Annotated in this window: 18 protein-coding genes; 10 read left to right on the forward strand and 8 right to left on the reverse strand. The window is 62.8% G+C overall.

The window, feature by feature from the left end; translation table 11 throughout:
- Nucleotides 1–89: 89 nt before the first annotated feature.
- Nucleotides 90–1,943 carry an AsmA family protein gene (locus tag M729_RS0116855; protein WP_027162279.1) on the forward strand — a complete coding sequence of 618 codons (1,854 nt, stop codon included), beginning with the start codon at nt 90–92 and terminating at the stop codon, nt 1,941–1,943.
- 18 nt (nt 1,944–1,961) lie between these two features.
- Here the strand turns inward: M729_RS0116855 and M729_RS0116860 are convergent, their stop codons facing one another.
- From M729_RS0116860 to M729_RS0116885, 6 genes are all read right to left on the reverse strand, one after another.
- On the reverse strand, nt 1,962–2,780 hold the full coding sequence (locus M729_RS0116860) for an ABC transporter permease subunit (RefSeq protein ID WP_013530251.1): 819 nt from the start codon (nt 2,778–2,780) through the stop codon (nt 1,962–1,964).
- Between the two features lie 4 nt (nt 2,781–2,784).
- Entirely contained in the window at nt 2,785–3,759 is a 975-nt protein-coding gene (locus M729_RS0116865) for an ABC transporter permease subunit (RefSeq protein ID WP_027162280.1), read from the reverse strand.
- 9 nt (nt 3,760–3,768) lie between these two features.
- Nucleotides 3,769–4,908 carry an ABC transporter ATP-binding protein gene (locus M729_RS0116870; RefSeq protein WP_013530249.1) on the reverse strand — a complete coding sequence of 380 codons (1,140 nt, stop codon included), beginning with the start codon at nt 4,906–4,908 and terminating at the stop codon, nt 3,769–3,771.
- 84 nt (nt 4,909–4,992) lie between these two features.
- A complete protein-coding gene (locus tag M729_RS0116875) occupies nt 4,993–6,090 on the reverse strand; it encodes a polyamine ABC transporter substrate-binding protein (protein WP_027162281.1) in 1,098 nt (365 codons plus the stop codon).
- A gap of 340 nt (nt 6,091–6,430) precedes the next feature.
- A complete protein-coding gene (locus tag M729_RS0116880; protein ID WP_027162282.1) occupies nt 6,431–7,381 on the reverse strand; it encodes a DMT family transporter in 951 nt (316 codons plus the stop codon).
- 150 nt (nt 7,382–7,531) lie between these two features.
- The gene (locus tag M729_RS0116885; protein WP_013530246.1) at nt 7,532–8,974 is read right to left on the reverse strand and encodes an XRE family transcriptional regulator; all 1,443 of its coding nucleotides are present in this window, start codon (nt 8,972–8,974) and stop codon (nt 7,532–7,534) included.
- A gap of 229 nt (nt 8,975–9,203) precedes the next feature.
- Between M729_RS0116885 and aceA the strand changes: the two genes are divergently transcribed.
- The 3 genes from aceA to M729_RS0116900 all read left to right on the forward strand — a co-directional run bounded on the left by aceA (nt 9,204) and on the right by M729_RS0116900 (nt 11,477).
- A complete protein-coding gene (gene aceA, locus M729_RS0116890; RefSeq protein ID WP_027162283.1) occupies nt 9,204–10,493 on the forward strand; it encodes an isocitrate lyase in 1,290 nt (429 codons plus the stop codon).
- A 58-nt stretch (nt 10,494–10,551) separates the two neighbouring features.
- On the forward strand, nt 10,552–10,794 hold the full coding sequence (locus tag M729_RS0116895) for a hypothetical protein (RefSeq protein ID WP_006202762.1): 243 nt from the start codon (nt 10,552–10,554) through the stop codon (nt 10,792–10,794).
- A gap of 278 nt (nt 10,795–11,072) precedes the next feature.
- A complete protein-coding gene (locus M729_RS0116900; RefSeq protein ID WP_244506851.1) occupies nt 11,073–11,477 on the forward strand; it encodes a response regulator in 405 nt (134 codons plus the stop codon).
- A gap of 83 nt (nt 11,478–11,560) precedes the next feature.
- Here M729_RS0116900 and M729_RS0116905 read toward each other — a convergent pair whose 3' ends face one another.
- Complete coding sequence (locus tag M729_RS0116905) at nt 11,561–12,274, reverse strand: HAD family hydrolase (protein WP_013530243.1); 714 nt, start codon at nt 12,272–12,274, stop codon at nt 11,561–11,563.
- A 145-nt stretch (nt 12,275–12,419) separates the two neighbouring features.
- On the opposite strand from M729_RS0116905, the gene M729_RS0116910 reads away from it, so the two are divergent.
- The 4 genes from M729_RS0116910 (at nt 12,420) to M729_RS0116925 (ending at nt 16,736) form a co-directional block, all read left to right on the forward strand.
- Complete coding sequence (locus M729_RS0116910) at nt 12,420–13,856, forward strand: glutamine synthetase family protein (RefSeq protein ID WP_027035719.1); 1,437 nt, start codon at nt 12,420–12,422, stop codon at nt 13,854–13,856.
- A 62-nt stretch (nt 13,857–13,918) separates the two neighbouring features.
- Nucleotides 13,919–14,287, forward strand: coding sequence for a four helix bundle protein (locus tag M729_RS0116915; RefSeq protein WP_013530241.1), 369 nt, complete (start codon nt 13,919–13,921; stop codon nt 14,285–14,287).
- 48 nt (nt 14,288–14,335) lie between these two features.
- Nucleotides 14,336–15,622, forward strand: a complete 1,287-nt coding sequence (locus M729_RS0116920) for an FAD-binding oxidoreductase (protein ID WP_027162285.1) — start codon at nt 14,336–14,338, stop codon at nt 15,620–15,622.
- Nucleotides 15,623–15,884: 262 nt separating this feature from the next.
- A complete protein-coding gene (locus M729_RS0116925; RefSeq protein ID WP_027162286.1) occupies nt 15,885–16,736 on the forward strand; it encodes an SH3 domain-containing protein in 852 nt (283 codons plus the stop codon).
- Between the two features lie 93 nt (nt 16,737–16,829).
- Here M729_RS0116925 and M729_RS0116930 read toward each other — a convergent pair whose 3' ends face one another.
- Nucleotides 16,830–17,576 carry an SDR family oxidoreductase gene (locus tag M729_RS0116930; RefSeq protein WP_027162287.1) on the reverse strand — a complete coding sequence of 249 codons (747 nt, stop codon included), beginning with the start codon at nt 17,574–17,576 and terminating at the stop codon, nt 16,830–16,832.
- Between the two features lie 315 nt (nt 17,577–17,891).
- Between M729_RS0116930 and zwf the strand changes: the two genes are divergently transcribed.
- Both zwf and pgl read left to right on the forward strand, forming a co-directional pair.
- Nucleotides 17,892–19,361 carry a glucose-6-phosphate dehydrogenase gene (zwf, locus tag M729_RS0116935; RefSeq protein ID WP_013530236.1) on the forward strand — a complete coding sequence of 490 codons (1,470 nt, stop codon included), beginning with the start codon at nt 17,892–17,894 and terminating at the stop codon, nt 19,359–19,361.
- The gene (gene pgl, locus M729_RS0116940) at nt 19,343–20,059 is read left to right on the forward strand and encodes a 6-phosphogluconolactonase (RefSeq protein ID WP_027162288.1); all 717 of its coding nucleotides are present in this window, start codon (nt 19,343–19,345) and stop codon (nt 20,057–20,059) included. The genes zwf and pgl overlap by 19 nt, the downstream gene beginning before the upstream one ends.
- The last annotated feature ends 36 nt before the right edge of the window (nt 20,060–20,095 follow it).

The raw sequence follows: 20,095 nt of genomic DNA on the forward strand, positions 1-20,095 counted from the left end.
GACCGGGGTCGTGGTGACGATCGGGGTCGTGGTGACACCTGGGGTTACACCCGTCGGGCGATTGTCGGAATGGAAGCATACGGGGCCATATGCCATCATCTATGATCCGGCGCGGAATATGGGCGATCGGCGCTGCCGTGATCGTCGTCGCGCTGGTCGTTGCCGCCCTGCCGCTGATTGCCTCCACCCGTATCGTGCGCGACCGCATCGCCTGGGAAATGAGTGCGTGGAGCGGCTTCCGTGTCGCCATCGACGGTTCGCCGCGTATCGAGGTCTGGCCGACATTCCGCGCCATCCTGACCGATGTGACGCTGTCACAATGGACCGACACCGAGGCGCCGCCGGTGGTCGAGGCAGAACGGGTCGAGGTCGACCTTTCCGCCATGGCGGCCTTGCGCGGCGACGTGGTGTTTTCGACGGCGCGGCTGGTGCGGCCGACGATCCGGGTCCAGCGCACGCCTGCCGGCCTTTTCCTGCCCGCTGTCCCGACCGGCGGGCGCATCACGCGCTCCATCGACACGGCGCGCGGCCTGGTCAACGCCGACCCCGCCAAACCGGACCTCGACAAGCTGCCTACCGACACCTTCGGCACGGTCGAGTTTCGCGACGGCCGCATGGTAGCCTCCATCGGCGGCAAGGACGTCGAGATCCTGAGCAGTTTGAACGGTCAGGCAAATTGGGCGGCGATGAACAGCAATGCGACGCTGTCGGCAACCGGCATCTGGCGGGGCGAAAGCGTCGCGCTGGACGTCGCCTCGGCCAAACCGCTTGTGCTGTTTGCCGGCGGCACGGCGCCGCTGACACTGTCCTTCAAGGCGGCGCCCGCCACCTTCTCGTTCGACGGCACGGCCAGCATGTCTGAAAATACCTATTTCGACGGTCAAGCGAAGTTCTCGGCACCCTCGCTGCGGCGTGTCCTGGAATGGTCGCAGGCCGGCATCGCTCCGGGTGCGGCGATCGGCTCGGTCAGCATTTCGAGCAAGATCACCGCGACCGGCGGGCGCGTCAAGTTCGACAACACGGCGATTGCACTCGACAACAATCCGGGGATGGGTGCGCTGGACCTCTCGCTTGGTGAAGCACAACCGGTGATCTCCGGCACGCTCGCCTTCGACACGCTCGACCTCAGATCGTTTCTGTCGGCCTTCACCCCGCTGGTGCCGACCGGAGGGGCGGGGCCTGGCGAAATCGACACAAGTTTCGCCGACAAGATCAATCTCGATCTCAGGCTGTCGGCGGCGCACGCCACGGCGGGGCCGATCCAGCTCGCCGACGTCGCCGCCACGGCCCAGGTCAAGGATGGTCTGTCCGTCTTCGACATCTCCGATGCCTCGGCCTTCGGCGGCAACATCCAGACCAGCCTTCGCTTCGATCGCAAGCCGGAAGGCTCGCAGGTCGAAATCCGCCTTCTGGCGTCCGACATCGACGGCGGTGCTTTCGGCACGGCGGCGGGGATGACGCGGCTGGTGCCGGTCGGCACGGGCACCGTCTCGGTGATCCTCAAGGGGCCGGGCAGAACCTGGGATTCCATCTTCGACAATGCCGACGGCTCGGTCTCGGCGACCTTCGGGCCGGGTGCGTTGAGCAAGCTCAACCTGCCGGCCTTCCTCAAACATACCGAACAGGGCGGCTTCTTCGCGCTCGACGATGTCTCCGACGGAACATTGCCGATCGACGGTGCCGAGATCAAGGCCACCATTTCGAAGGGCGTGGCGCGAATCGACAAGGCCGAGGCCAATTCAGCGAAGTACAAGATCTGGCTGTCCGGCATCGCGTCCTACGCCGGACGCGGTCTGGCCTTGTCCGGCGGCGTCATTCAGCCTGACCAGGCGGCAATGCAGGCCAACGGCCAGCAAGGTCCCAACCAGTCATCGTTCTTCGTCGGCGGAACCTGGAGCACGCCGTTCATTTCCCCGATCAGCCGCGGCGTTTCGGGGGAATAAGCGGTCGCGTTTTCGTCTTCAGCCGCGTTGCGCGGCCTGCTCGTCGAGCTGGCGCTGCACCTCACGCCGCTTGTTGGCAAGCGAGGCGATGATGACGCCGATCGCCACGACGGCGATCAGGATGGTGCAGGCGGCGTTGATTTCCGGCGTCACGCCGAGGCGAACCTGGCTGTAGATCTTCATCGGCAGCGTCGTCGCGCCCGGCCCCGAGGTGAAGCTGGCGATGACCAGATCGTCGAGCGAAAGCGTGAAAGCCAGCATCCAGCCGGAGACGATCGCCGGCATGATGACCGGCAATGTGATCTGGAAGAAGGTCTTCACCGGCGTTGCGCCAAGATCCATCGCGGCTTCTTCCAGCGAGCGGTCGAAAGTCATGAGCCGCGACTGCACGACCACGGCGACGAAGCACATGGTCAGCGTGATGTGGGCGAGCGTCACGGTGAGGAAGCCGCGGTCGAGCCCGACGGCGACGAAGAGCAGCAGCAGCGACAGGCCGGTGATGACTTCCGGCATGACCAGCGGCGCAAAGACCATGCCGGAAAACAGCACCCTGCCCTTGAAGCGCGTGTAGCGGGTCAAGGTGAGTGCCGCCAGGGTGCCCAGCACCGTCGCAACCGTGGCCGAGATCAGGCCAACACGCGCCGTCACCCAGGTCGCGTCCATGAGACCCTGGTTGTGGAACAGCGAGACGTACCATTTGGTCGAGAAACCGCCCCAGACCGTGACCAGTTTCGATTCGTTGAACGAGAAGACGATGAGCAGCACGATCGGCAGGTAGAGAAAGGCAAAGCCAAGCACGATCGAGGTGATGTTGAAGCGGCTCCAGGTGGCGTTCATGAGGTCACCTGTCCATTTCCTGAGCGCGCGCCTGAGCCCGCTGGAACAGCATGATCGGCACGATCAGCAGCAACAGCAGGATGACGGCGACGGCCGACGACACCGGCCAGTCGCGATTGGCGAAGAACTCGTTCCACAGCGTCTTGCCGATCATCAGCGTCTGCGATCCGCCGAGCAGATCGGGAATGACGAATTCGCCGACGGCCGGAATGAACACCAGCAGACAGCCGGCGATGACCCCGGGCAGCGACAGCGGGAAGGTGATCTTCCAGAACGCGCTGATCGGCGGGCAACCGAGGTCCTTGGCCGCCTCGATCAGCGAATAGTCCATCTTCTCGAGAGCGGAATAGAGCGGCAGCACCATGAACGGCAGGTAGGAATAGACGATGCCGATGAAAATCGCCGTATAGGTGTTGAGGATGATCAGCGGCTGGTGGATGATGCCGGTGGCGAGCAGCAGCTGATTGAGCAGCCCCTCGGGCTTGAGGATGCCGATCCAGGCGTAGACGCGGATCAGGAACGAGGTCCAGAATGGCAGGATCACCAGCATCAGCAAGGTCGGGCGGATCGTCGCCGGCGCGCGCGCCATGCCGTAGGCGATGGGGTAGCCGACGAGCAATGTCAGGACCGTCGAGACCGCGGCGATGATGACGCTGGTCACATAGGCGTTGAAGTAGAGCGCGTCCTGCGTCAGCCAGGTGTAATTGTCGAGGCTGAGCTGTTTCAGCTGAGCCAGGAACCCGGAAATGCCGCCGCTGAAATCGAGCGCCGGCGTATAGGGCGGGATGGCGATCGCCGTCTGCGACAGCGAAATCTTGAAGACGATGACGAACGGAATGAGGAAGAAGAACAGCAGCCAGACATACGGGATGATGATGACCAGTCGGCCAACGAAGGCAGCACCCAGCCTGGCAAGGATGGATTTGCCGGCATTGGATGCCGGCGAGGCTGTTGAGGTGGTGACGGCGGCGCTCGACATGGTCGCCCCCTACCGCGTCAGCACGACGCCGGCGTCGGGCCGGAAGGAAACCCAGGCGCGGTCGTTCCAGCTCAACGGATCCTCGGTGATGCGGGCCGCGTTCATGGTGCTGGCGCGCACCACCTGGCCGTCGTCCAGCCTGACATGATAGACGGTCATGTCGCCGAGATAGGCGATATCGTAGACCTCGCCCTCGATGGCGTTGACGGCCTCGGCCGGCTTCTTCGACGACACCTTGATCTTTTCGGGCCTGATGGCGAAGGTGACGGCCGTCCCGGCCCCGGCGGTGCCGGCATTGTCGGTGCGGATGGTGATGCCGTTGCCGGCGTCTATGCTGGCGCTGCCCGCCTCGCCACGCGCGATCTTGCCCTCGAACATATTCACGTTGCCGACGAAGCCAGCGACGAAACGCGATCCCGGCGCCTCGTAAACTTCGGCCGGCGTTGCCACCTGCATCACCTCGCCCTTGTCGATGATGGCGATGCGATCGGCCATGGTCATCGCCTCTTCCTGGTCGTGGGTGACGACGACGAAGGTCAGGCCGAGATTCTGCTGCAGGTCCATCAGTTCGAACTGCGTCTCTTCGCGCAGCTTCTTGTCCAACGCGCCGAGCGGCTCGTCGAGCAGCAGCACCTTCGGCCGCTTGGCGACCGAGCGGGCGAGCGCGACGCGCTGGCGCTGGCCGCCGGACAGTTGATGCGGCTTGCGCTTGGCGAACTGCTCAAGCTTGACCAGCTTCAGCATCTCGGCAACGCGCGATGCGATTTCGGGCTTCGGCATGCCGTCCTGCTTGAGGCCGAAGGCGATGTTGTTCTCGACCGTCATATGCGGGAACAGCGCATAGGACTGGAACATCATGTTGACCGGCCGCCGGTAGGGCGGGATGCCGCGCAGATCCTGGCCATCGAGCAGAATGCGGCCGGCTGTCGGCTCCTCGAAGCCGGCGAGCATTCTGAGCAGCGTCGACTTTCCGCAACCGGAAGCACCGAGCAGCGCGAAGAACTCGCGCTCGAAGATGGTCAGAGACAGATTGTTGACGGCGGTGAAGTCACCGAACTTCTTGGTGACGTTGTCGAACTGGATGTACGGCTTGGCGTTCGGGTCGTTCCACGGTGCAAAATCCCTGCGGATGCTGCCAAGCGATTTCATGTCCCACTCCGTCCTGATTTTCTTGCTTCTTGCCCCAGGTAAAAACGGTCCCGGCAGGTGACTGCCGGGACCGTGTCGGATTGCTTACTGGCCGGTGACGATCTTGGTCCAGGTGCGCGTGATGACGCGCTGTGTCTTGGGATCGTATGGCGAGACGGTGTAGAGCTTCTTTATGGTCTCGGCATCGGGATAAACCGAGGGATCCTCCAACAGTGCCTTGTCGACGAATTGCTGCGAAGCCTTGTTGCCGTTTGCGTAGAGCACGTAGTTCGACGACTTGGCGATAACTTCCGGCTTCATCATGTAGTTGATGAACTCGAGCGCCTCCGCGACATGCGGCGCGTCGGCAGGGATCGCCATCTGGTCGAACCACATCTGCGCACCCTCCTTCGGCACGGAATAGCCGATCTCGACGCCCTGCTTGGCCTCGACCGCGCGGTTGCGGGCCTGGAACACGTCACCCGACCAGCCGACGGCCAGGCAGATATCGCCGTTGGCGAGCGCGTTGATGTATTCGGAGGAATGGAACTTCCTGATATAAGGTCGGACCTTGAGCAAGGTCTCCTCGGCCTTGGCGATATCGTCGGGCGATGTGCTGTTCGGGTCGAGGCCGAGATATTTCAGTGCAGCCGGAATGATGTCGGCCGGCGAGTCCAGCACGTAGACGCCGCAGTCCTTCAGTTTGGCCAGGCTGTCGGGGTTGAAGAAGACATCCCAGCTGTCGATCTTGTCGGTGCCGAGTGCCGCCTGCACCTTCTTGATGTTGTAGCCGATGCCGACCGTGCCCCACATGTAGTTGACCGAGTATTCGTTGCCGGGGTCGTACTTGGCAGTGCGTTCCGAAACCGTATTCCACATGTTGGAGATGTTGGGCAGCTTCGACTTGTCGAGCTTCTGGAACACGCCGGCCTGGATCTGGCGCGCAAGGAAATTGCCGCTGGGCACGACGACGTCATAGCCGCTGCCGCCGGCAAGCAGCTTGGTCTCAAGGATTTCGTTGGAATCGAAGGTATCATAGACGACCTTGATGCCGGTTTCCTTGGTGAAATCGTCGATGATCGAACTGTCGATGTAGTCCGACCAGTTGAAGACGTTGACGACACGATCTTCGGCGTGACCGCCGACGGTGAAAAATGTCAGGAATGCCGACGTTGCCGAAAGCCAGAGCGCTTTGCGGATCATGCTATTCTCCTTTGATGAGTGTTCCTTCACCGGCTCGTCGCGACATCAGCGCGACCGGCATTTTCTTCAGACTATTGAGCTTTCCAAGGGGCGACAAGCGCGAACTGCCGAGACCATGCAGGCGGTTCGATGAGATGGTTGGATGCCCCTGAGGCGGCCTGGGAGGCGTGCCAATACCGTCAGAGGCTTTCGCCATGGCGCGGGCAGAGATACGACGATATGGTCCGGTCCCGATCGGACCGGCTGGGAGACTTGGCAAGATACGCCTGTCTTGTTGTTGCCGTATTCCCAGCCTGCCCGTGCCGCAGCGACGTTGTCAATGGCAAAGCTGCAGGCCGCTTCAATTAGGTGACGGCACCCCGGTGACCCCTGCGCGTTCGGGCCTTGCCTGGCGCTTGAATTCGAGCCCGATATGGACGAGCAGCGCCGTGACCACAACCGCGCCGCCGATGATGGTGCGCCCCGACGGCACCTCGGAATGAATGAGCCAGACCCATATCGGGCCGAGGATCGGCTCGAACGTGCCGAGCAGCGCCGCGATGGCCGCCGGGATCAGTCGCGCGCCGGTGGCGAAGAAGGCCAGGCCGAGGCCGAGATTGACCACGCCGAAGGCAAACAGAAAGCCCATGTCACTGCCAGATACGGCGAGGGTCGATGCCTGCGAGACGGCAAAGCCGGCCGCGAGCATGGTGCCGAGGCACGTCGCCGGCGTCATGCGCACGCCGGAGAACCGCCGGGTGATGACGGTGGCGACCGAAAACATGACCGCGATCAACAGCGCCAGCCCATCGCCCATGGGCGAGACGGCGCCATCGAGCGATTCCGACACCATGATGGCGACGCCGGTGATGACGGCGGCGATTGCCACCCAGGTCGCGACACCAACCCTTTCGCGAAACAATGCCCAGGCAAACAGCGCCGCCAGCAACGGCACGCCTGCCTGCATCAAAAGGATGTTAGCGACGGTGGTGGAGGCGAGCGCCACGACGAAGGCGGTCGATGCCGTGGCAAAGCAGATCCCGACGGCAAGGCCGGGCAACCCCATGTCACGGAACAGCTTCAGCATGCCACGCCAGCCGTCACGCCAAACCATGAAGCAGACCAGGAAGGCGGCTGCCCACACGGATCGCCAGAAAATGACCGTCCAGCTGTCACCGACAGTGATGAAGCGGGCGATGGCGCCGCCGAAACTCCACATCAGCGCCGACAGGAAGACCAAAAGCATGCCGACGCGCTCCTCGCGCGGCGAGACGGCTGGCGATGCGACGATCGGCGATGCGGTATCGATCATGGCTGCCACTGTCGGGCTCTTGTGGACGGGACGATGCGCAAGGGACGACAAAAAGATGCTCTGTTCGCGTAACGCAAAGGCGCAGGCCGGAACTGAGCCAGCGGCCGCCGACAATTGTGGCACCTTGCTCCATTTCAGAAGAACACGGCGTCACTGAAAATCGAAAGCACTCAGGCCCGTCACCATCTCGTCGAGGCCGAGCGGGCGCGTCACCGGCGGTTCTGCCCGTGCCAGGCAGCCGACGCGTTCGCAAAGCCGGCAAGCAGGCCCGACCGGCGTCGCCGCGACGGTGCCGGCCTTTGCGGTGATTGCCGCACCGGGCAATGCCGCGCCATAGACGATGTCGTCACGAAAGCCGATGTCGCAACCGAGCAGCAGCGCGGTGCGGCGCGGGCGTTCCGAGAATGCGCCTTGCGGCCCTTCCAGCGTGCGGGCGATGCACAGGAACTCGGCGCCGTCGGGCATTTCCACTGCCTCGACGAAGACCTGGCCGGGCTGGGTGAAGGCGACATGCACGGGCAGCTTGGGACAGCCGCCGCCAAAGCGGCTTTGAGGAAAGCCCTGGCTGCCGGCCTTGCGGAAGCGGTTGCCGGCATTGTCGACCTCCAGCATGAAAAACGGCACGCCCGAGGCACCCTGCCGCTGCAGCATGGTCAGCCGGTTGGCCGCCTGTTCGAAGGAGACCCCGAAGCGCGAACGCAGGACATCGATGTCATAGCGGGCGCGCACGGCAGCCGCGTGAAAGGCCTGATAGGGCATCATCAGCGCATGCGCCGCATAACGGCCAAGTTCGAAGCGGGCCAGGCGGCGCGCCTCGTCGGTGCTCAGCTTGAGCGCCTGGATCTCGCCGGCGACGGCGACCGTCATGCGGATCAGGCAGGCCTCCATCGCGACTTCGCGCAACTGGTCGAACGGCGACAGGCGTTCGGACAGGAACAGGCGCTGCGAATGACGATCGTAACGGCGGCGCCAGTTCGGCATGGTCGCGACCGGCAGCACCTTGACCACGATGCCATATTCGCGCTTCAGCCAGGCCTTCAGCGCGCCGAACAGATCGTCGCCGGGATCGAGCACCGAGGTGAACGCCGCGGCCTCCTCCTCGAGGGCAGCGAAATGGTTCGGCCGGCGCTCGAAAATCTCGTGCACCTCGTCGATCGGCAGGCGGGCGCCGGAGAGCGCCGTCGCCCGACCCTCGCGTGCCAGCAATTCGTTGAGGTCGGACAGGCGCTCGGCCTGCTCGCGATAGGCGCGGAACAGCTTTATCACGGCCGCGGACGCATTGGGCGCCGCCTCGGCAAGCTCGATCAGTTCCTGATCACCCGGCAACTCGCCGACCAGCAGGGGATCGGTGAACACTTCCTTCAAGGCAGCGACAGATCCCCTCGCCTCGCCCTGCAGCTCGTGTGGATCGACCTTGTAGACGGAGGCCAGCCTGAGGATCAGCTGCACCGTCAGCGGCCGCTGGTTGCGCTCGATCAGATTGAGGTAGGACGGCGAAATGCCGAGACCCTCGGCCATCGCCGTCTGGGTCAGGCCCTTGGCGTTACGAATGCGGCGGATGCGCGGCCCGGCGAAGATCTTCTGGTCAGCCACGGACTGTCCTTTACAGCAATTTACACGAATTTCCTGGGCACGGGCCTTTTACAATAATGACAAATTTACAACGCACTTCTGTCAAACGCAACACAGGTTTTCTCTTATATCCTCTCAGTTTATCTGTTTTTTGTGGCTGATTTCACGCAAAAATGTAAATCCAGTCATACCCAACTACCCCCAAATGATTGACGCCTTGACACAGATCAGCAATTCCTCGGAGTGACCAATGACTGATTTTTACAACCTCGTCCCATCGGCGCCGGAAGGTCGCTTCGACGGTATCGAACGACCCTACTCGGCGGCGGATGTGAAGCGTCTGCGCGGTTCGGTGCAGATCCGCCAGAGCCTTGCCGAAATGGGCGCCAATCGGCTGTGGAAGCTCATCCACGAGGAGGACTTCGTCAACGCGCTCGGCGCCATGTCCGGCAATCAGGCGATGCAGCAGGTGCGCGCCGGGCTGAAAGCGATCTACCTGTCGGGCTGGCAGGTTGCCGCCGACGCCAACACGGCTGGCGCGATGTATCCGGATCAGTCGCTCTACCCGGCCAATGCGGCGCCTGAACTGGTCAAGCGCATCAACCGGACGCTGCAGCGCGCCGACCAGATCGAGACCTCCGAAGGCAATGGGCTTTCGGTCGAAACCTGGTTCGCGCCGATCGTTGCCGACGCCGAAGCCGGCTTCGGCGGGCCGCTCAACGCCTTCGAAATCATGAAAGCCTTCATCGAGGCGGGCGCCGCCGGCGTCCACTATGAGGACCAGTTGGCGTCGGAAAAGAAATGCGGCCATCTCGGCGGCAAGGTGCTGATCCCAACTGCGGCGCACATCCGCAACCTCAACGCCGCGCGCCTGGCGGCGGACGTGATGGGCACGCCGACCCTGGTCGTCGCGCGCACCGATGCGGAAGCCGCCAAGCTGCTCACCTCCGACATCGACGAGCGCGACCAGCCTTTCGTCGACCACGACGCCGGGCGCACGATTGAGGGTTTCTATCATGTCAGGAACGGCATCGAGCCCTGCATTGCCCGCGCCATCGCCTATGCGCCTTACGCGGATCTGATCTGGTGCGAGACCTCGAAGCCGGACCTGGCACAGGCCAGGAAATTCGCCGACGGCGTGCGCAAGCATCACCCCAACAAGCTGCTCGCCTACAATTGCTCGCCGTCGTTCAACTGGAAGAAGAACCTCGACGACGCGACGATTGCCAAGTTCCAGAAGGAGCTCGGCGCCATGGGCTACAAGTTCCAGTTCATCACGCTCGCCGGCTTTCACCAGCTCAACTACGGCATGTTCGAATTGGCGCGCGGCTACAAGGCGCGGCAGATGGCGGCCTATTCCGAGTTGCAGGAAGCGGAGTTCGCGGCCGAGGCCGATGGCTACACCGCGACCAAGCATCAGCGCGAGGTCGGCACCGGCTATTTCGACGCCGTGTCGATGGCGATCACCGGCGGCCAGTCGTCGACCACCGCCATGCATGAATCGACGGAGCACGCGCAGTTCAAACCGGCCGCCGAATAGCGAACAGAAAAACTCAGAGGAAACGCCCGACAGGGCTTGGGACACAAGGAGAAAACCAATGGCATCGATAAGCCGCGTCAAGGAACGCGCCGAGGAACAGTCGACGACGATGAGCGTCGACCAGCAGGCGACGATCCGCATGCTGGCCAACGACCTGCACCGCCTCAACCAGTCGGTTATGAAGGCGGTCGAGGCGGGCGTCTCGGTGGAACTCGTGCGCTCGGCACGACATCACGGCGGCGACGGCAACTGGGGCGATCTGCTGATCCCGGTGATCGTCACGCAGCAGAGCCACGGCTGACTGAAATTCATGCAACCGACCCTTCACCTGCGCAGCCCCTGCGCAGGTGAATTTTCTTTTTATGAAATGCACGTATGGACAGTCGAGTACAGTAGCGTTGCTTGAAATTCACTGTCCCGGCGATGATTTCGGGCACTTTTATTTCAACTTGACATAGGCTGCGATCTCACGCCAATTGCGCTCCGGATTCAACTCTGCATTGAAATAGGGGCGAGCTTCTTGGCTGACTTGTGTGCCCGGTGAATCGCGAAGGCGAGACTCCAAGACATCCGAATCTGGTGACCCGCGGCTCAACCGCCGAGGCGATCCGTGATCCGTCGCAGGTGCTTGTCGTCGGCAGGTCGCCAATCAATCGCGTGGTGATTTCAAAAATCGTCGAGCGATCCGGGCTCAAGCCGATTTCGGAATCTCCCGACACGGCGGCAAGGATCTTGCGGTCGCTCATTCCCGGCGCGGTTGTCCTTGACGGCGGCGCCGACAACAAGGACTGCGACAATCTGATGTCCAGCATCGACGCGTTGCGCCGCGCCTCGGGCAAATCGCTGCCACCGGTAATCCTGCTGTCAACCAAGAATGGCACCACGGAAAGCCTGGGCCTGTCTGGTGTCATCGACGTGGTGATCGCCAAGCCGATCACGCCCGAACGGTTGCAACCGGTGATCGATCGCCTGATCGGCCGCTGAGGCAATTGCGGGAAAGTGTGTAGCGGTTTTTCCGTCCGGAATCGAAACCAGGTAAGGCCGGGCGACCACGGATCGCCCGGCGATCAGGGATCGATGATGCTTTCGATCAGTCCGGGCAGTTGTCCGAGATCGGATATCTGGCGGAACCTCGATTCGGTTACCGGCGCTTCGACATGCTCCAGCACCCAGGTCAGTTCATGCGGCACATGAACACCCCAGCCGCCGGCCTCGATGGCCGGCACCACATCCGACTTCAGCGAGTTGCCGACCATCATGCTTTTCGCCGGACCATCGCCGTGGCGCTTGAAGAGCCTGCTATAGGTGGCAGCATTCTTGTCGCTGACGATCTCGACCGCGTCGAACAGATCGCCAAGGCCTGAGCCAGCCAGCTTGCGCTCCTGGTCGAAGAGGTCGCCCTTGGTGATCAGCACGAGGCGGAATGCGCCGGCAAGCTTTTCGACCGTCTCGCGGGCGTGCGGCAAGGCCTCGATCGGATGGCTCAGCATCTCGCGGCCGGCATCGAGAATCTCCGCTATGACCGAGCCCGGCACGCGGCCTTGCGTGACCTCGATCGCCGTCTCGATCATCGACAGGGTAAATCCCTTGATGCCGAAGCCATAGACAGCGAGGTTGCGCCTTTCGGCCTCCAGCAATCGTGCCGAGATGTGCTCCGCTTCGCCATGGTCGACGAGCATGGCGGCAAAGCGCTTTTCCGTCAGCCGGAAGAACTGCTCGTTCTGCCACAACGTGTCGTCGGCGTCGAAGCCGATCGTCGTCAGTTTGTCATTGCGCCGCATTGAACGCCTCGATTGGAATTGGGACGGCCGAAACTAAGCCGATTGGCGTGTTTTTCAACCGCACCGGGCAATGCCCGACGCGGCTCCCCTTCCCTTCCATAGGAGGGCACGGCTATACTCCACAATCCGCAACCCAATCTGGTGAATGATGCCGCCTGCAAAAAAGGAAGTCCGTCCGTCGAGCCGCGGAGGACGCGCCCGCACGCCTGCCTTCGTGAAAAACCAACGAGGCGTCAAGAACTGGAAGGAAGTCAGCGCCTGGCTGGAATGGCGCGGCATCGAGGACATCGAGTGCATCACGCCCGATCAGGCAGGCGTCGCGCGTGGCAAGATGATGCCATCGAAGAAATTCACCTCCAACACCTCGCTGGCGCTGCCGTCGGCAGTCTTCATGACGACGATATCCGGCGGCTACCCCGAGGATGGCAACGGCTTCCACTACCCCGAAGACGACGGCGACCTCAAACTGATGCCCGACCTGTCGACGCTGACGGTGGTGCCCTGGGAAGAAGACCCGACGGCAGCGGTCATCTGCGACCTCGTCCACCAGGACGGACGCTCGGTCGAGTTCACGCCGCGCAACGTGTTGAAGCGTGTGGTGGCCGCCTATGACAAGCTCGGCCTGAAGCCTGTGGTGGCGCCCGAGATCGAGTTCTACCTGGTGCGCAAGAATCCCGACCCGGACTATCCGCTGACCCCGCCGGTTGGCCGGTCGGGACGCGCGATCGGCGGCGGCGCCGGCTATTCGATCGCCGGCGTCAACGAATTCGACGAACTGATCGACGACATCTACCATTTCTCCGAAAGCCAGGGCCTGGAGATCGATACGCTGATCCACGAGGAAGGTGCCGGCCAGTTGGAGATCAATCTGCGCCATGGCGACCCGATCGAACTGGCCGACCAGGTGTTCATGTTCAAGCGCACCATTCGCGAGGCGGCGCTGAAGCACGAGATCTACGCCACCTTCATGGCCAAGCCGATCCAGGGGCAACCCGGCTCCGCCATGCACATCCATCAGTCGATCATCGACAAGAAGACCGGACAGAACATCTTTTCGGCCGCTGACGGCTCGGAAACCGACGATTTTTTCCACTTTATCGGCGGCATGCAGAAGCATGTGCCGAACGCGCTGGTGATGTTCGCGCCCTATGTCAATTCCTACCGCCGGCTGACACAGGCGGCGTCGGCGCCGGTCAACAACAAATGGGGCTATGACAACCGCACCACGGCGTTTCGCGTGCCGCGCTCGGATCCGGCGGCACGGCGCGTCGAAAACCGCATCCCGTCCTCCGATGCCAATCCCTATCTGGCGCTGGCGGCATCGCTTGCCTGCGGGCTGATCGGCATCACCAACAAGATCAAGGCCGAGCCCCCGGTCCTGACAACGGCCAATGCCGACGAGATCGACCTGCCGCGCGGCCTGCTCGAAGCCGTCGACCTGTTCGAGGGCGACGAGGAACTCTGCGCGCATCTGGGCAAGTCGTTCGCCGCGACCTATGCGGCGATCAAGCGCGCGGAATTCGAGACCTTCATGGAAGTGATCAGTCCGTGGGAGCGGGAGTATTTGTTGCTGAATGTGTAGGGGAGTAGGGGAGTAGGGGAGTAGGGGAGTAGGGGAGTAGGGGAGTAGGGGAGTAGGGACGGATGACCGAAAAAACAGGGTCCTACAAGGACTTGCTGGTTTGGGAGCAGGCGATGGATCTTGCGGTGGCGGTCTACGGTGCTACGAAATCCTGGCCCAAAGAAGAACTTTATGGACTGACCAGCCAAGTGCGGCGCTCTGCAACGTCGGTGCCGGCGAACATAGCCGAGGGGTATGGCAGGGAAATTCGAGGCTCCTATCTGCAATTTCTCCGTATTGCCCAAGGATCATTGAAGGAACTGGAAACTCAGCTTCTGATTGCTGAACGTATTGGCATCGCGCCGAAAGCGACGTCCGGCCCATTGTTGGCGAGTACCGAAAGTGTGGGAAAGCTTCTTCGACTTCTCATCCGTAAACTTGCAGCCGAATAGCCTCCCCTACTCCCCTACTCCCCTACTCCCCTACTCCCTGCGAGCATCATGCCCTACCAATCCCCGATCTCCCCCGGCCGTTCCTGGTATGAGGACACGGCCGGCCCGCGGCCTGAATACCCGGCGCTGGATGGCGACCGGACATGCGACGTCGTTGTCATCGGCGGCGGCTTTAGCGGCCTGTCGGCGGCAGCGCATCTGGCCAAGGCGGGCGCCAATGTCGTTTTGATCGAGGCGTATCGCTTCGGTGATGGCGCCTCCGGGCGCAATGGTGGCCAACTTGGCACCGGCCAGCGCGCCTGGGCCGAGGACCTGGAGGCCGAGTACGGCTTGTCCCGCGCCAAGGCTCTGTTTGATCTTGCCGAAGAGGCGAAGGCGCATCTCCTCGAATTCACTGCCGCCAACCAGATCGATATCGACTATATGCCGGGCCAGCTCTCGGTGGCGCACAAGCCGCGCTATGTCGATGACTACAAGGCGCATGCCGAGATCATGGCGAGCCGTTTTTCCTACCCGCATATCTCGTTCATGGATGCCAGGGAGACGGCGGAGCGGCTGGGCTCGACCGCCTATCTCGGCGGCACGCGCGACACCGGCACAGGGCACATCCATCCGATGAAGCTGGTGATCGGCACGGCGCGGGTGGCAGCGCTTGCAGGCGCGCAGCTGTTCGAGGGGACTCAATCAACCGGCATCATGTCCAGTGGCGGCAAGGTCAAGGTTTCGACACCGAGAGGCACGGTGACGGCGCAGAAATGCCTGATCGCGGTCAACGCCTATGGCGGCACGCTCGAGCCGGTGAGTGCCGCGCACGTCATGCCGATCGGTTCGTTCATCGGCGCGACGGTGCCTCTGGGAGCGGACTCGAACGTTTTGCCGGGCGGCGAGGCGGTCGACGATTCCCGCTTCGTCGTGCGCTATTTCCGCAGGTCGAAGGACGGACGGCTGCTGTTTGGCGGACGCGAGGTCTATGGCGTCAACGATCCCCGGGATATCCACATCCACATCCGCCGCCAGATCGCGGAACTCTATCCGGCGCTCGGGGATGTCGAGATCACGCATGGCTGGGGCGGCTATGTCGGCATCACGGTGCCAAGAAAGCCTTTCGTGCGCGAAGTGATGCCCAATGTGATCTCGGCCGGCGGCTATTCCGGCCACGGTGTCATGCTGTCGAACTACTTCGGTAAACTCTATGCCGAAACCGTTGCCGGCAACCGCGACCGGCTGAAGCTGATCGAGGATCTGAAAATCCCGCCTTTCCCTGGCGGCCGGCGTTTCCGTACGCCGCTGCTGTTCCTGGCGCTCAACTGGTTTGCGCTGCGCGACAGGATCTAGCCGGCCGGCCTGATGTAATATTGTAATATTTGTTGTAACATTTGTTGCCCGTGCGACGCATTGCGCAATTTCCCGCAAAGGCGCAGAATCCCCTATGTTGGCGTACTGATGCCACAATCGCAGGCGAAAGCTGCCGGTTCTGGGCGATTGTTCGGGGATTGTTGCGGGCCTGCCCGCGTTGTTTTTGGGACCGATGCGGATCAGACGCCGGACTTCCGGCACCGATCGAAAGAACGTCGGCCCGCTTATGGAGGTGGCAAGAGTGAGAGAGCCCTTCAGTTTCGGTACGCCGGAACGTCGGCGCTTTGCCATGCAGTTCGGATACGACATGCGGCCGTCCTTCTGGCAGGAAGTCCGTTCGAACTCGCATCTGGTGATCGCCGCGATCGGCACCGCCGCACTGCTTGGCGTCGCCGCCGTGGCGCTGTGGCTGGCGCTGCCGGCCAGCGACAGGCAAGCGGCAGCGAGCCCCGAACAGACCATTCCAACGGTTCCGGTGAAGACGACGAAAATAACCCCGGTTGGGGCCGCGGTCGCTGCGGCAGCCGTACCGCAGGCGCGCAAGTCCGACGCAATTCCAACAACTGTGGCGGCCGCGCAAGACAACATTCCCGCACTCGCCGCCAATGACCCGCGCTGGACCGGTTCCCAGCTGAAGGCCGCATCCGCGTCCGATTCGACTGCTCCCAGCCAGGTGGCGGACAAGGCACCCGACAAGCAAACGGCGGCATTCGCGCAGCCGGCAGCCGATACCGATGCCGCCACCGAACTTGCCAAGGTAGCCGCGCCCGGCGCAACCGCGGGCAACCATCCCGACGGCGCACAAACCGCCGCCATTCCCGAGGTGCAACCGCAAGTGCCGGCTCAAGAGCCAGCGGCAGAAGGTGATGACAGCCAGGCCAAGGCGAAGCCAAGGAAAGCCGCAGCCGCCGGAACAGGACGCATCCTGAGGGCCGTGACCATGCGAAGCGGCCCGAAGAAAAATGCCGCCGCCATCGGTACGGTGCCAGCCAAAACCTCGGTGCAGGTGATGAGCTGCAAGAAATGGTGCCAGATCACCTACAACGGCAAGACCGGCTGGATCTACAAGAGCTACATCAAGACCGGCGCCTGACGTCTACCGCTCAACGACAGGTCCGTCTCCCGTTCCGATGCATGCCGTCGCTCCAAGACCGCTGTGCGCTTTTGGACGACATGCACCAGGCGTTCAGATGCAGCGGCCGCCGTCGACCTCCAGCGCCACGCCGGTGATGAAGGCGGCTTCGTCCGAAGCCAGCCAGAGTGCGGCGTTGGCGATGTCTAGCGGTGTCGAAAGCCGGCCGAGCGGGATCGATGCGCGGAACTTCTCGCGGATCTCGGGTGTGTCGGCGCCCATGAATTTCTCCAGCATGCCGGTCTCGCCGGCAACCGGGCAGAGGCAGTTGACGCGGATGTTCTTCGGCGCCAGTTCCACCGCCATCGATTTGGTGGCGGTGATCGCCCAGCCTTTCGACGCATTGTACCAGGTGAGGCCGGGGCGCGGCCGCAGACCCGCGGTGGAGGCCGTGGTCAGGATGACGCCGCCGCCCTGCCGCTCCATGATCGGCACCACGGCGAGTGCCGCGTGATAGATCGCCTTCATGTTGACGGCGGTTATCAGGTCGAAGGTCTCCTCGTCGACATTGAGCATGTCGCCGTTGCGATGGGTGTAGCCGGCATTGTTGACCATGATGTCGATGCGGCCGAATGCGCTTTTGGCGGCATAGATCATCTCGTCGAATTCGGAGCGCAGCGAGACATCGGTCTGGGTCCAGATCGCCGCTTCGCCGATCTCGCCGGCGACGCGCTCAGCGCCCCTGGCGTTGAGATCGGCGACAACGACCCTGGCACCCTCCTGCGCAAAGCGCCTGGCGATGCCCTCGCCAAAACCGGACGCAGCACCGGTGATGACGGCAACCTTGTTTTCCAGACGCATGTTTTTCCCGCTCATGATTGATGACGATCAACCGGCGCGCCGATAGCGCACATCCGCGCGAACCCGTGGCTTCTGGCCGGATTGCTCGAAAGATGTGCGGCCATCGCCGATTTCTCCTTTGGCTTTCGCGTCGATCCCGCTCTATGCTGCAACTGCGAAGGCTTCCGGTGCCGCGCCTGTCGACAAGCCTCCGGGTCATCGGACTGTCAAGGGGCAGGCGCATACACCCAGATGTGACACCATGGCACTGGAAAATTTAAATCGATTAGATTATATCAGCCGCGTCACAGCGACCGGCGTCAGAGCGGACAGACCATGACCAGCCAGATCATCCCCGTCGATCCTTTCGACTTCATCATTTTCGGCGGCACCGGCGATCTGTCGGAGCGCAAGCTTCTGCCGTCGCTCTATTATCGCCAGCGCGACCATCAGTTTTCGGAGCCGACACGCATCATCGGCACCTCGCGCTCGAAGATGAGCGACGAAGAATTCCAGGCCTTCGCCAAGCAGGCGATCTCGGACCACGTCAAACCGGCCGACATCGACGCCAAGGAACTGAAGACCTTTCTGGCGCGGCTGTCCTACGTCTCCGCCGATGCGACGAGCGGCGCCGGCTTCGACAAGCTCAAGAAGGCGATCGGCGACAGCGACCGCATCCGCGCCTTCTACCTGGCGGTGGCGCCGGCGCTGTTCGGCGACATCTCGCACAAGCTGAAAGAGCACAATCTGATCACGCCGAACTCGCGCATCGTGCTGGAAAAGCCGATCGGCCGCGATCTCGATTCGGCACGCAAGCTCAACGACCTGGTCGGCGACGACTTCCACGAAAGCCAGATCTTCCGCATCGACCATTATCTCGGCAAGGAGACGGTGCAGAACCTGATGGCGCTGCGCTTTGCCAACGCGCTCTACGAACCGTTGTGGAATTCGGCCCATATCGACCATGTCCAGATCACCGTGGCCGAGACCGTCGGCCTGGAGGACCGCGTCACCTATTACGACAAGGCCGGCGCGCTGCGCGACATGGTGCAGAACCATATGCTGCAGCTCTTGTGCCTCGTCGCCATGGAAGCGCCGTCGTCGATGGATGCCGACGCCGTTCGCGACGAAAAGCTGAAGGTGCTGCGGGCACTGAAGCGCATCAACGGCAACGAAGCGCCGAAGCACACCGTGCGCGGGCAGTATCGCGCCGGGGCTTCGGCCGGCGGACCGGTGAAAGGCTATGTCGAGGAACTCGGCAAGGACAGCAACACCGAGACCTTCGTCGCCATCAAGGCCGAGATCGGCAATTGGCGCTGGTCGGGCGTTCCGTTCTATCTGCGTACCGGCAAACGGCTGGCGACGCGGGTTTCGGAAATCGTCATCGAATTCAAGCCGATCCCGCATTCGATCTTCGGCGACAGCGCCGGACCGATCTTCGCCAACCAGCTTGTCATCCGGCTGCAGCCGGACGAAGGCGTCAAGCAGTTCATCATGATCAAGGATCCGGGCCCGGGCGGCATGCGGCTGCGCCAGATTTCGCTCGACATGAGTTTCGCGCAGTCCTTCGACGGCCGCGCACCGGACGCCTATGAGCGGCTGATCATGGACGTCATCCGTGGCAACCAGACCCTGTTCATGCGCCGTGACGAAGTCGAGGCGGCGTGGAAATGGATCGACCCGATCCAGAATGCCTGGGAAAGTGCCAGGCAGGAGGCGCAGGGCTACACGGCGGGCACCTGGGGCCCATCGGCCTCGATAGCGCTGATCGAACGTGACGGGCGGACATGGCACGAGAGCAATTGAACAGCGCCGCCTACAGCTGGAACGGCTTCAGCGGGCGCCAGGAACTGGCGGCAGCCCTGGCCGGCCATGTTGCAGGCAGACTGACCAAGGCGATCGCCGAGCGCGGCACGGGGTTGCTCGCCGTCTCCGGCGGCACCACGCCGGCAAAATTCTTCGCCGCCCTTTCAGCGATACCCATCGCCTGGGACAAGGTGATCGTGACGCTGGTCGACGAGCGTTTCGTGCCGGCCTCCTCGCCACGCTCCAATGCCGGGCTGGTGGCCGCCAATCTGTTGCAGAACGCGGCCAAGGCGGCTCGTTTCGTGCCGCTCTATCACGAAGCCACCAGCATCGAGGATGCAGCCTCGTCCGACGATGCAGCGCTCCGATCCTTGCCCTGGCCGCTCGATGTCGTCGTGCTCGGCATGGGGCCGGACGGCCACACCGCCTCGTTCTTTCCCGATGCCGCCGAACTGGCAACACTGCTCGACCCGTCTTCCGACAGGATCGTGCTGCCGGTTCATGCGGCAAGTGCGGGCGAGCCGCGGCTGACCCTGTCGCTGGCCCGCATCGTCGAAGCCGGCTTCATCGCGCTGCACATCGAGGGTGAGGACAAGCGTATCGCCTTCGACGGCGCGGTGGCGCCCGGGCCGCGAAAGCCAATCCGCGCCGTGCTCGACGCAGCGCAAAAGCCCGTAGAGGTTTTCTGGGCACCCTGATTCTCGATTTACACCGGGCCCGGCAAACGGCGGGAG

It is taken from the genome of Mesorhizobium sp. WSM1293 (assembly GCF_000513875.1).
Classification (GTDB): Bacteria; Pseudomonadota; Alphaproteobacteria; order Rhizobiales; family Rhizobiaceae; genus Mesorhizobium; species Mesorhizobium ciceri.